General features: G+C 39.7%; 9 protein-coding genes. 6 read left to right on the forward strand and 3 right to left on the reverse strand.

The features are described 5' to 3' along the window. The first annotated feature begins 34 nt into the window (after positions 1-34). The 3 genes from ilvC to D8836_RS01240 all read left to right on the forward strand — a co-directional run bounded on the left by ilvC (position 35) and on the right by D8836_RS01240 (position 3,473). Complete coding sequence (gene ilvC / locus D8836_RS01230) at positions 35-1,057, forward strand: ketol-acid reductoisomerase (protein ID WP_000290683.1); 1,023 nt, start codon at positions 35-37, stop codon at positions 1,055-1,057. A gap of 112 nt (positions 1,058-1,169) precedes the next feature. Beyond that, positions 1,170-2,420, forward strand: coding sequence for a threonine ammonia-lyase IlvA (ilvA, locus tag D8836_RS01235; RefSeq protein WP_125392904.1), 1,251 nt, complete (start codon positions 1,170-1,172; stop codon positions 2,418-2,420). Between the two features lie 837 nt (positions 2,421-3,257). Further along, entirely contained in the window at positions 3,258-3,473 is a 216-nt protein-coding gene (locus tag D8836_RS01240) for a capsule biosynthesis transcriptional regulator (protein ID WP_001130035.1), read from the forward strand. A 204-nt stretch (positions 3,474-3,677) separates the two neighbouring features. Here D8836_RS01240 and D8836_RS01245 read toward each other — a convergent pair whose 3' ends face one another. Then, positions 3,678-4,418, reverse strand: coding sequence for an amino acid ABC transporter ATP-binding protein (locus tag D8836_RS01245; protein ID WP_125392905.1), 741 nt, complete (start codon positions 4,416-4,418; stop codon positions 3,678-3,680). Beyond that, positions 4,418-5,983, reverse strand: a complete 1,566-nt coding sequence (locus D8836_RS01250; protein WP_033686329.1) for an ABC transporter substrate-binding protein/permease — start codon at positions 5,981-5,983, stop codon at positions 4,418-4,420. Before D8836_RS01250 ends, D8836_RS01245 begins: the two co-directional genes overlap by 1 nt. A gap of 138 nt (positions 5,984-6,121) precedes the next feature. Between D8836_RS01250 and D8836_RS01255 the strand changes: the two genes are divergently transcribed. Together D8836_RS01255 and D8836_RS01260 are read left to right on the forward strand one after the other, a co-directional pair. Then, positions 6,122-8,011: a DUF2207 domain-containing protein gene (locus D8836_RS01255; protein ID WP_033686331.1), complete on the forward strand. Its 1,890-nt coding sequence runs from the start codon at positions 6,122-6,124 to the stop codon at positions 8,009-8,011. A gap of 47 nt (positions 8,012-8,058) precedes the next feature. Continuing rightward, positions 8,059-8,904: an undecaprenyl-diphosphate phosphatase gene (locus D8836_RS01260; protein WP_033686332.1), complete on the forward strand. Its 846-nt coding sequence runs from the start codon at positions 8,059-8,061 to the stop codon at positions 8,902-8,904. Positions 8,905-8,936: 32 nt separating this feature from the next. Here D8836_RS01260 and dinB read toward each other — a convergent pair whose 3' ends face one another. Further along, positions 8,937-9,998, reverse strand: a complete 1,062-nt coding sequence (dinB, locus tag D8836_RS01265; protein ID WP_125392906.1) for a DNA polymerase IV — start codon at positions 9,996-9,998, stop codon at positions 8,937-8,939. 237 nt (positions 9,999-10,235) lie between these two features. Between dinB and pflB the strand changes: the two genes are divergently transcribed. Beyond that, complete coding sequence (pflB, locus tag D8836_RS01270) at positions 10,236-12,560, forward strand: formate C-acetyltransferase (protein ID WP_000260631.1); 2,325 nt, start codon at positions 10,236-10,238, stop codon at positions 12,558-12,560. The last annotated feature ends 37 nt before the right edge of the window (positions 12,561-12,597 follow it).

A 12,597-nucleotide genomic window follows, 5' to 3' on the forward strand; every position in this document is an offset into this window, starting at 1 on the left:
AAGGCAATAAATAATAGAAAAGAGAGAAAAAACTATGGCAGTTCAAATGGAATACGAAAAAGATGTTAAAGTAGCAGCACTTGACGGTAAAAAAATTGCCGTTATCGGTTATGGTTCACAAGGACATGCGCATGCGCAAAACTTGCGTGATTCAGGTCGCGATGTCATCATCGGTGTACGTCCAGGTAAATCTTTTGATAAAGCAAAAGAAGATGGATTTGACACTTACACAGTAGCAGAAGCTACTAAATTGGCTGACGTTATCATGATTTTGGCACCAGACGAAATCCAACAAGAATTGTACGAAGCAGAAATCGCTCCAAACTTGGAAGCTGGAAATGCAGTTGGGTTTGCCCATGGCTTCAACATCCACTTTGAATTTATCAAAGTTCCTGCGGATGTAGATGTCTTTATGTGTGCTCCTAAAGGACCAGGACACTTGGTGCGTCGTACTTATGAAGAAGGATTTGGTGTTCCAGCTCTTTACGCAGTATACCAAGATGCAACAGGAAATGCTAAAAACATTGCTATGGACTGGTGTAAAGGTGTTGGAGCAGCTCGTGTAGGTCTTCTTGAAACAACATATAAAGAAGAAACTGAAGAAGATTTGTTTGGTGAACAAGCTGTACTTTGTGGTGGTTTGACTGCCCTTATCGAAGCAGGTTTCGAAGTCTTGACAGAAGCAGGTTACGCTCCAGAATTGGCTTACTTTGAAGTTCTTCACGAAATGAAATTGATCGTTGACTTGATCTACGAAGGTGGATTCAAGAAAATGCGTCAATCTATTTCAAACACTGCTGAATACGGTGACTATGTATCAGGTCCACGTGTAATCACTGAACAAGTTAAAGAAAATATGAAGGCTGTCTTGGCAGACATCCAAAATGGTAAATTTGCAAATGACTTTGTAAATGACTATAAAGCTGGACGTCCAAAATTGACTGCTTACCGTGAACAAGCAGCTAACCTTGAAATTGAAAAAGTTGGTGCAGAATTGCGTAAAGCAATGCCATTCGTTGGTAAAAACGACGATGATGCATTCAAAATCTATAACTAATTGATAGAAAGTAAGGTGAAGGCGAGTTGGGGGACTAACTCGCTTTTATNATCAATTCATCTCTTTTTAAAAGATGGATTACGATAAGTTTGAAATAGTCTAGGAGAAAATGATGTTAAGTTCAAAAGATATAATCAAGGCTCATAAAGTCTTGAACGGTGTGGTTGTGAATACCCCACTGGATTACGACCATTATTTATCGGAGAAGTATGGTGCTAAGATTTATTTGAAAAAGGAAAATGCTCAACGTGTTCGTTCTTTTAAAATTCGTGGTGCCTATTATGCCATTTCGCAGCTCAGCAAGGAAGAGCGTGAGCGTGGGGTAGTCTGTGCCTCTGCGGGGAATCATGCACAGGGAGTTGCCTATACTTGTAATGAAATGAAGATTCCTGCTACTATCTTTATGCCCATTACTACTCCGCAACAAAAAATTGGTCAAGTTCGCTTTTTTGGTGGGGACTTCGTAACTATTAAACTAGTTGGAGATACTTTTGATGCTTCTGCTAAAGCAGCTCAAGAATTTACAGTTTCTGAAAATCGTACCTTTATTGATCCCTTTGATGATGCCCATGTTCAAGCTGGTCAAGGGACAGTTGCTTATGAGATTTTAGAAGAAGCTCGAAAAGAATCGATTTATTTTGATGCTGTCTTGGTTCCTGTTGGTGGTGGCGGTCTCATTGCTGGGGTTTCTACCTATATCAAGGAAACAAGTCCAGAAATTGAAGTCATTGGGGTAGAGGCTAATGGAGCGCGTTCCATGAAGGCTGCTTTTGAAGCTGGTGGACCTGTTAAACTCAAAGAAATTGACAAATTTGCGGATGGGATTGCTGTGCAAAAGGTAGGTCAGTTGACCTATGAAGCAACTCGTCAACATGTTCAAACTTTGGTAGGTGTCGATGAGGGATTGATTTCTGAAACCTTGATTGACCTTTACTCTAAGCAAGGGATTGTCGCAGAACCTGCTGGAGCGGCTAGTATCGCCTCTTTAGAGGTTTTGGCTGAATATATCAAGGGGAAAACCATTTGTTGTATCATTTCTGGAGGAAATAATGATATCAACCGTATGCCTGAAATGGAAGAACGTGCCTTGATTTATGATGGAATCAAGCATTACTTTGTGGTTAATTTTCCACAGCGTCCGGGGGCTTTGCGTGAATTTGTAAATGATATCTTGGGGCCAGATGATGATATCACACGTTTTGAGTATATCAAACGAGCTAGCAAGGGGACAGGCCCAGTATTGATTGGGATTGCCTTGGCAGATAAGCATGATTATGCAGGCTTGATTCGTCGAATGGAAGGTTTTGATCCAGCTTATATTAACTTAAATGGTAACGAAACGCTCTATAATATGCTTGTCTGAGGACTAATAAAAAAATATCATATTATTTGCACAATTGATGTATAGGTGCTATAATGAAGATGAAGAAAGGGGGCGATTCCTATGGACTTAGGAAATCGGTTACGCTATTTCTATCATAACTCATTATAGTACCTATGTTTTTTGATTCAGTTTATAGTAAGGGAGTAAAATTACTTGTTATATGTAAGGAGTTTTTTGAAATCTACTATTTTATATATAGCTAATCTGAAATTTGGCTAAATATAATAGGAATTAGAAAAAATAATCAATACTAATGAGAAGCCTTATACTGAGTTAACTGAGAAGAGTGATAAGATACTAAGAAGATAAAAACAGTGGAAAATGTTGGAAGATAGGATACTATTGTTTCCTAACTACTCATCTTTTTATAGGTTTGAAGAAATAAAAAGTAAACTTGATAAAGTAAATAAATAGTACAAGTTGACCAAATGATTGAATGCTGGTGCAGACATGAAAAAGTCTAAAAGGAGAAAAATACTCGTTAGAAATGGTTTAGAGCAGAAGATTATTTTGTCAAATTTTTTTGTTTTACAGTGGAATAAATAATATGAAATAAGATTAGAATATGTCTAGATTATCGAGAATCAGCATCTGTCAAATACGAATATTATTACATAAATAAGATTTAATAATACAGTTATTTTAAAGAACTATAAAAATTGTTTTCGACAATGAAAAACCTACATATTATCGGCTTTAATAAGATAGTAACAGAAAAATAAATCATTATTTTTATTGAATATATGTTTTTTTATTGACAAAACACATAAAAACGTATACAATTAAATATCGTAAAGAAGAAAATAGGAGAAGGACATGGCTAAGTCAAACTTTGAAAAAGTAGAATCAGTTGTTGGCTGGGTTCGTGATAAGAAGATCACAGGCTACCGTATCTCTAAAGAAACGAATGCGCGTGAAATGTCTATCATTGCTCTAGCGCAGGGGCGTGCAAAAGTAAAAAATATTTCGTTTGAAACGGCTCTAGGTTTAATTGATTTCTATGATAAAAATCATGAAAAATTTGAAGATTAATCTTTGGATAATGGCGGATTCTTGAATAAGGTCTGCCTTTTCATTTTGATACTCAATGAAAATCAAAGAGCAAACTAGGAAGCTAGCCGTAGGTTGCTCAAAACACTATTTTGAGGTTGCAGATAGAGCTGACGTGGTTTGAAGAGATTTTCGAAGAGTATGAGGACAGCAAAAAGACTGCACGATTGATGCAGCCTTTTCTTTTTATTTGAGATAGCGTTGAAGGAACTCTTTTGTACGGTCTTCTTTAGGATTGGTGAAGAGGTCTTCTGGTTTGCCTTCTTCAGCAATCACGCCCTTATCCATAAAGATAACACGGTGAGAGACATCACGGGCAAATTCCATTTCGTGAGTCACGACAATCATAGTCAAGCCTTCCTGAGCCAGATTTTGCATGATTTTGAGGACTTCTCCAACCATTTCTGGATCGAGAGCTGATGTTGGTTCATCAAAGAGAATAGCGTCCGGATTCATGGAGAGGGCACGAGCGATGGCCACACGTTGTTTTTGACCTCCTGAGAGTTGTTTTGGTTTCGCTTGCCAGTAGCGTTCTCCCATGCCGACCTTTTCAAGGTTTTCTTTGGCAATCTTTTCAGCTTCTGTACGTTCGCGTTTAAGGACAGTTGTCTGAGCGACAATTGTGTTTTCAAGAACGTTGAGATTTTCAAAGAGGTTAAAGGATTGGAACACCATCCCCAACTTTTCACGGTATTGCGTGAGGTCATAGCCTTTTTCGAGGACGTTTTGTCCATGATAAAGGATTTGTCCATCAGTTGGCGTTTCAAGGAGGTTAATGGAGCGTAGGAAGGTTGATTTTCCGCTTCCAGAGCTTCCGATGATAGAGATTACCTCTCCCTTGTGGACAGTGAGTGAAATGTCTTTTAACACTTCGTTTTGACCATAGGATTTTTTGAGGTGTTTAATTTCAAGGATTGCTTGTGTCATTATTTCAAATCCTCCGTTTGCATTTGGTTAGCACCTGTAGTATAGGTATCCATGTCCATTCGGCGTTCGATGAAGCGTAGGATACGTGTTACGGTGAAGGTGAGGACAAAGTAAATCACGGCGATGATTGTAAATGTCTGGAAGTATTGATAGGTTTGTGTTGCTACGGTATTTCCTGAGAAGTAAAGTTCGACAACCGAGATAACGTTCAATACAGATGTATCTTTGATATTGATGACAAATTCATTACCAGTTGCTGGTAGGATGTTACGAACTACCTGAGGGAGGACAATCTTACGCATGGTTTGGTTATGGGTCATACCAAGAGCAGTCGCGGCTTCAAATTGTCCCTTGTCAACTGCTAGGATACCACCACGAACAATTTCAGTCATGTAGGCACCGGTGTTGATCGAAACGATGAAGATAGCAGCCAGTGTACGGTCAAGGTTGATACCGAAAGCTTGGGCAGTTCCATAGTAGATAACCATCGATTGAACAATCATAGGTGTACCACGGAAAATTTCAATGTAGACATTGAGGATCCAGCCGACTAGTTTTTGTAGACCATAAATGGCTTTATTCTCAGATAGAGGAGCAGTACGGAAGACACCAATGGCAAGGCCGATAATGAGACCTGTGATGGTTCCGACGATAGAGATTAAAAGAGTGACACCAGCACCACGCAAAAGTTGTTGCCAGTTTTCAGAAAGAATTTTAGCGACTTGGCTAAAGAAACTACTGCTAGTCTCTTCAGTTGTTGTAGCTTCGGCAGGTTGTTCCTTGATCATACGATCCATCAAGGCAACTTGATCGTCTTTTGAAATAGTTTCAATGCTGGCATTGATTTGGCTAATACGGTTGTCATCTTTACGAAGTCCAATGGCGATAGCTGTATCTTCTTCCCCCGTTTTGAAACCTGGTTCTACTTGAACCATCTTGAACTTAGAGTTCGCAGCTTCAGCAGTCAGTGCTTCTGGGCGTTCAGAAACATAAGCATCAATGACACCAGCCTCAAGAGCTTGGCGCATTTGAGCGAAGTCTCCCATGGCAGTTTCTTTTTTAGCACCTGGGATTTGTGCAATCAAGTCATAAAGATAGACACCTTGTTGAGAAGTGATTTTCGCACCATTAAAGTCATCCAAAGATTTAGCACTTGCGTAGGCAGAATCTTTTTTGATAAGCAAAACTGGTTCGCTAGTGTAGTAACTGCTTGAAAAGGCAATTTCTTGTTTGCGTTCGGCAGTTGGACTCATACCTGCGATAATCATGTCAATCTTACCAGAAGTAAGGGCAGGAACTAGACCTTCCCACTTTGTTTTAACAACCAAAGGTTCTTTACCTAAGTCCTTAGCGATTTTCTTGGCGATTTGAACATCGTATCCGTTAGCATACTGGTTAGTCCCATCGATTTTGACAGCCCCATTGCTATCATCATCCTGAGTCCAGTTAAAGGGAGCATATGCTGCTTCCATCCCGATGCGTAAATATTCATCGGCTTGGGCAACATTGACAAGTCCCAGCATCAGCAAGAGACTTGTGAAAATAGATAAGTATATTTTTCTCATGATTTCTCCTATTTCTAATCTATTAAAAAATAACTGTCTCCTATTTTATCGAAAAAAACTCTATTTTTCAATATAGGTAAGCCCTTACTTGAGAAAAAATGATATAATGATAGCAAAGATAAAAAGGGGGATTAGTTGATGAAAAAAACTTTTTTCTTACTGGTGTTAGGCTTGTTTTGCCTTCTTCCACTCTCTGTTTTTGCCATTGATTTCAAGATAAACTCTTATCAAGGAGATTTGTATATTCATGCAGACAATACGGCAGAATTTAGACAAAAGATAGTTTATCAGTTTGAGGAGGACTTTAAGGGCCAAATCGTGGGACTTGGACGTGCAGGTAAGATGCCTAGTGGATTTGACATTGATCCTCATCCAAAGGTTCAGGCTGCGAAAAACGGTGCTGAACTGACAGACGTTACTAGCGAAGTGACAGAAGAGGCGAATGGTTATACTGTGAAAGTCTACAATTCAGGTCAGGAGGGTGACATAGTTGAAGTTGACCTCACATGGAATTTAAAAAATTTGCTTTTTCTATATGATGACATCGCTGAATTAAATTGGCAACCTCTGACAGATAGTTCAGGAACTATTGGAAAGTTTGAATTTCATGTAAGGGGAGACAAGGGGGCTGAAAAACTCTTTTTCCATACAGGGAAACTTTTTAGAGAGGGAACGATTGAAAAGAGTAACCTTGATTATACTATCCGTTTAGACAATCTCCCGCCTAAGCGTGGAGTTGAATTGCATGCCTACTGGCCTCGAACTAATTTTGCTAGCGCTAGGGATCAGGGATTGAAAGGAAATCGTTTAGAAGAATTTAATAAGATAGAAGACTCGATTTTTAAAGAAAAAGAGCAAAGTAAACAACTCGTTACCTGGGTCTTCCCTTTGATACTTTCTATCTCCTTGTTATTAAGTGTCTGTTTCTATTTTATTTATAGAAGAAAGACCACTCCTTCGGTCAAATATGCCAAAAATCATCGTATCTATGAACCACCAATGGAATTAGAGCCTATGGTTTTATCAGAAGCAGTCTACTCGACCTCCTTGGAGGAAGTGAGTCCTCTAACAAAAGGAGCAGGTAAATTTACCTTTGATCAACTTATTCAAGCTACCTTGCTAGATGTGATAGACCGTGGAAATGTCTCTATCATTTCAGAAGGAGATGCAGTTGGTTTGAGGCTAGTAAAAGAAGATGGTTTGTCAAGCTTTGAGAAAGACTGTCTAAATCTGGCTTTTTCAGGCAAAAAAGAAGAAACTCTTTCCAATTTGTTTGCGGATTACAAGGTATCTGATAGTCTTTATCGTAGAGCCAAAGCTTCTGATGAAAAACGGATTCAAGCAAAGGGGCGTCAGCTCAAATCTTCTTTTGAAGAAGTATTGAACCAGATGCAAGAAGGAGTGAGAAAACGAATTTCCTTCTGGGGGCTCCCAGATTATTATCGTCCTTTAACTGGTGGGGAAAAGGCCTTGCAAGTGGGTATGGGGGTCTTGACTATCTTGCCCCTATTTATCGGATTTGGTTTGTTCTTGTACAGTTTGGATGTTTATGGCTATCTTTACATCCCCTTGCCAATACTTGGTTTTCTAGGTTTGGCGTTGGCTGTTTTCTATTATTGGAAGCTTCGATTAGATAATCGTGATGGTGTCCTAAATGAAGCAGGAGCAGAAGTATACTATCTCTGGACCAGTTTTGAAAATATGTTGCGTGAGATTGCACGATTGGATCAGGCTGAATTGGAAAGTATTGTGGTCTGGAATCGCCTTTTGGTCTATGCGACCTTATTTGGCTATGCGGACAAGGTCAGCCATTTGATGAAGGTTCATCAGATTAAAGTGGGAAATCCAGATATCAATCTCTATGTAGATTATGGCTGGCACGGTATGTTTTATCATTCAAGCGCGCAAATGAGCCATTATGCCAGCATCGCAAACACAGCAAGTACCTATTCCGTATCTTCTGGAAGTGGAAGTTCTGGCGGTGGCTTCTCTGGAGGCGGAGGTGGCGGCAGTATCGGTGCCTTTTAAAGAGAGCTAAAATATGCTATAATGGGAGATAGAAAAAGGAGTAATCTATGTATCTTATTGAAATTTTAAAATCTATCTTCTTCGGTATTGTTGAAGGAATTACGGAATGGTTGCCGATTTCCAGTACAGGTCACTTGATTTTAGCAGAGGAGTTTATCCAATACCAAAATCAGAATGAATCTTTTATGTCCATGTTTAATGTTGTGATTCAGCTTGGTGCGATTTTAGCGGTTATGGTCATTTACTTTAACAAGCTCAATCCTTTCAAACCGACTAAGGACAAGCAGGAAGTTCGTAAGACTTGGAGACTGTGGTTGAAGGTCTTGGTTGCCACTTTACCTTTGCTTGCAGTATTTAAGTTTGATGATTGGTTTGATACTCACTTCCATAATATGGTTTCAGTTGCTCTCATGTTGATTATTTATGGGATTGCCTTTATCTATTTGGAAAAGAGAAATAAAGCTCGTGCTATTGAACCAAGTGTAACAGAGTTGGACAAGCTTCCTTATACGACAGCCTTCTATATCGGACTCTTCCAAGTTCTTGCTCTTTTACCAGGGACTAGCCGTTCAGGAGCAACGATTGTCGGTGGTTTGTTGAATGGAACTAGTCGTTCTGTTGTGACAGAATTTACCTTCTATCTTGGAATTCCAGTTATGTTTGGAGCTAGCGCATTAAAGATTTTCAAATTTATAAAAGCAGGACAGCTCTTGGACTTCGGGCAATTGTTCTTGCTCTTGGTTGCCATGGGAGTAGCTTTCGCAGTCAGCATGGTCGCTATTCGTTTCTTGACCAGCTATGTGAAAAAACACGACTTCACCCTTTTCGGTAAATACCGTATCGTGCTTGGTAGTATCTTGCTACTTTATAGCTTTGTCCGTTTATTTGTATAAGAAAAACCTTGAAGAGTTAGCTCTTCAAGGTTTTAAAATCCAGTCACGGTAATCCCCAACAGGCGGACACCTCTTTCTTTCTCGCTTAATTCTTCATAGAGTTGCAGGGCTATTTGGCTTATCTGACTAGCATCCTGTGTTTTTTGAGTCAGACTTTTTCGTTTAGTAAGAGTTGAAAAGTCCTCGTAGCGGATTTTCAAAATGACAATTTTTCCAGCTTTGTCTTGCTGATTGAGATTGAGAGCGACTCTTTCTGATAGGAGAGTCAGTTCTTTTTTGATGTCTTCCTCGGCACGGAGAATCTTTCCATAGGTTTTCTCCTTGCCGATTGACTTACGGATGCGATTGGATTTGACTGGAGAGTTGTGAATGCCACGAGCCTTTCGATACAGGTCATAGCCCAGTCTGCCAAAGCGGTCTATCAGAGTCACTTCAGGAACTTCAAGTAGGTCTGCGCCAGTAAAAACACCCATTTGATTCAGACGTTCTACCGTCTTTTTTCCTACTCCATGAAACTTGGAAATATCCATTTGTTTGAGAAAATCTTCAGCTTGTTCAGGTAAAATCACTGTTAAACCATGTGGTTTTTGATAATCACTCGCCATTTTAGCTAAGAATTTGTTGTAAGAAACACCGGCAGAAGCAGTTAGATGAAGTTCTTGCCAGATATCCTCTTGAATGAGACGAGCAATTTTGACGGCTGACTTGATGCCGAGTTTATTTTCTGTTACATCCAAATAGGCTTCGTCAATACTCATAGGTTCAATCAAATCTGTATAGCGCTTAAAGATAGTTCGAATTTGGAGTCCCACAGATTTGTATTTTTCATAATTCCCTGAGATAAAGACGGCCTGGGGGCAACGCTCATAAGCTTCCTTGGAACTCATGGCTGAATGGACACCAAAAGCTCGTGCCTCATAGCTACAAGTGGAAACGACACCACGTCCACCTGTTTGCCGAGGGTCACTGCCGATAATGCCAGGTTTTCCTCTGAGTTTAGGATTATCCCTGATTTCTACCGCAGCAAAAAAGGCGTCCATGTCAATATGGATGATTTTTCTTGACAAATCATTTAACAAAGGAAAAATCAACATACCTAGCACCTTTTTACTACTTATTTTCTTTTATTATACCCTTTTTTCTGAAAAAAAGAAAAAAGGACTTTATTTTTTCAAAAATATAATACAGTTTGGGGCAAAATATAGACTGTTTTAGAAAAGAAAGTGTAAAAACAGGGATTTTTCGCTTGTTGAAATCGGTTACTGTATGGTATACTTGTCTCATGAATGTAACAGATGACTGTTACTAGAAAGAAAAAAGAGGACATTAACATGGTTGTTAAGACAGTTGTTGAAGCACAAGATATTTTTGATAAAGCTTGGGAAGGCTTCAAAGGCGTAGATTGGAAAGAAAAAGCAAGTGTATCACGCTTCGTACAAGCTAACTACACACCTTACGATGGAGACGAAAGCTTCCTTGCAGGACCAACAGAACGTTCACTTCACATCAAAAAAATTGTAGAAGAAACTAAGGCTCACTACGAAGAAACTCGTTTCCCAATGGACACTCGTCCAACATCTATTGCTGACATTCCAGCAGGATTTATCGATAAAGAAAATGAAGTTATCTTTGGTATCCAAAATGACGAACTCTTCAAATTGAACTTCATGCCAAAAGGTGGTATCCGTATGGCTGAAACTACTTTGAAAGAAAATGGATACGAACCAGATCCAGCTGTTCACGAAATCTTTACAAAATACGTAACAACAGTTAACGACGGTATCTTCCGTGCTTACACTTCAAACATCCGTCGCGCTCGTCACGCTCACACTGTAACTGGTCTTCCAGATGCATACTCACGCGGACGTATCATCGGTGTTTACGCACGTCTTGCTCTTTACGGTGCAGACTACTTGATGCAAGAAAAAGTAAACGACTGGAATGCAATCGAAGAAATCGATGAAGAAACAATCCGTCTTCGTGAAGAAATCAATCTTCAATACCAAGCATTGCAACAAGTTGTTCGCTTGGGTGACCTTTACGGAGTTGACGTTCGCAAACCAGCGATGAACGTTAAAGAAGCGATCCAATGGGTTAACATCGCCTTTATGTCTGTCTGCCGTGTTATCAACGGTGCTGCTACATCTCTAGGACGTGTGCCAATTGTATTGGACATCTTTGCAGAACGTGACCTTGCTCGTGGTACATTTACTGAATCAGAAATCCAAGAATTCGTTGATGATTTCGTTATGAAACTTCGTACAGTTAAATTTGCTCGTACAAAAGCTTACGACCAATTGTACTCAGGTGACCCAACATTCATCACAACTTCTATGGCTGGTATGGGTAACGACGGTCGTCACCGTGTTACTAAGATGGACTACCGTTTCTTGAACACTCTTGACAACATCGGTAACTCACCAGAACCAAACTTGACAGTTCTTTGGACTGACAAATTGCCATACAACTTCCGTCGCTACTGTATGCACATGAGCCACAAACACTCTTCTATCCAATACGAAGGTGTAACAACAATGGCTAAAGACGGATATGGTGAAATGAGCTGTATCTCATGCTGTGTGTCTCCACTTGACCCAGAAAATGAAGAACAACGCCACAACATCCAGTACTTCGGTGCTCGTGTAAACGTATTGAAAGCTCTTCTTACTGGTTTGAACGGTGGTTACGACGATGTTCACAAAGACTACAAAGTATTTGACATCGAACCAATCCGTGACGAAGTTCTTGAATTTGAATCAGTTAAAGCTAACTTTGAAAAATCTCTTGACTGGTTGACTGACACTTATGTAGATGCTTTGAACATCATCCACTACATGACTGATAAGTACAACTACGAAGCTGTTCAAATGGCCTTCTTGCCAACTAAACAACGTGCTAACATGGGATTTGGTATCTGTGGATTTGCTAACACTGTTGATACATTGTCAGCTATCAAATACGCTACAGTTAAACCAATCCGTGACGAAAATGGCTACATCTACGATTACGAAACAATCGGTGAATACCCACGTTGGGGTGAAGATGACCCACGTTCAAACGAATTGGCAGAATGGTTGATTGAAGCTTACACAACTCGTCTACGTAGCCACAAACTTTACAAAGATGCAGAAGCTACAGTTTCACTTTTGACAATCACATCTAACGTTGCTTACTCTAAACAAACTGGTAACTCACCAGTTCACAAAGGTGTATACCTCAACGAAGATGGTTCTGTGAACTTGTCTAAACTTGAATTCTTCTCACCAGGTGCTAACCCATCTAATAAAGCTAAAGGTGGATGGTTGCAAAACTTGAACTCACTTTCTAGCCTTGACTTTAGTTATGCAGCTGATGGTATCTCATTGACTACTCAGGTTTCTCCACGTGCTCTTGGTAAGACTCGTGATGAACAAGTTGATAACTTGGTAACAATCCTTGATGGTTACTTCGAAAACGGTGGACAACACGTTAACTTGAACGTTATGGACTTGAACGATGTTTACGAAAAGATTATGTCTGGTGAAGATGTTATCGTACGTATCTCTGGATACTGTGTAAACACTAAATACCTCACTCCAGAACAAAAAACTGAATTGACACAACGTGTCTTCCACGAAGTTCTTTCAATGGATGATGCCTTGGATGCATTGAGCTAATCAAGTTCTTGAATAATGAAAAGAAACCCTCGGTCAA

This window comes from Streptococcus mitis (genome assembly GCF_003942995.1).
In the GTDB taxonomy this organism is placed as follows: domain Bacteria; phylum Bacillota; class Bacilli; order Lactobacillales; family Streptococcaceae; genus Streptococcus; species Streptococcus mitis_CV.

Coding starts and splice junctions, on each gene's coding strand:
- D8836_RS01250 (WP_033686329.1), bottom strand. CDS start 5,983: ATGAGAAAAATATACTTATCTATTTTCACAAGTCTCTTGCTGATGCTG.
- D8836_RS01260 (WP_033686332.1), top strand. CDS start 8,059: ATGTATCTTATTGAAATTTTAAAATCTATCTTCTTCGGTATTGTTGAA.
- dinB (WP_125392906.1), bottom strand. CDS start 9,998: ATGTTGATTTTTCCTTTGTTAAATGATTTGTCAAGAAAAATCATCCAT.
- D8836_RS01245 (WP_125392905.1), bottom strand. CDS start 4,418: ATGACACAAGCAATCCTTGAAATTAAACACCTCAAAAAATCCTATGGT.
- pflB (WP_000260631.1), top strand. CDS start 10,236: ATGGTTGTTAAGACAGTTGTTGAAGCACAAGATATTTTTGATAAAGCT.
- D8836_RS01240 (WP_001130035.1), top strand. CDS start 3,258: ATGGCTAAGTCAAACTTTGAAAAAGTAGAATCAGTTGTTGGCTGGGTT.
- ilvC (WP_000290683.1), top strand. CDS start 35: ATGGCAGTTCAAATGGAATACGAAAAAGATGTTAAAGTAGCAGCACTT.
- ilvA (WP_125392904.1), top strand. CDS start 1,170: ATGTTAAGTTCAAAAGATATAATCAAGGCTCATAAAGTCTTGAACGGT.
- D8836_RS01255 (WP_033686331.1), top strand. CDS start 6,122: ATGAAAAAAACTTTTTTCTTACTGGTGTTAGGCTTGTTTTGCCTTCTT.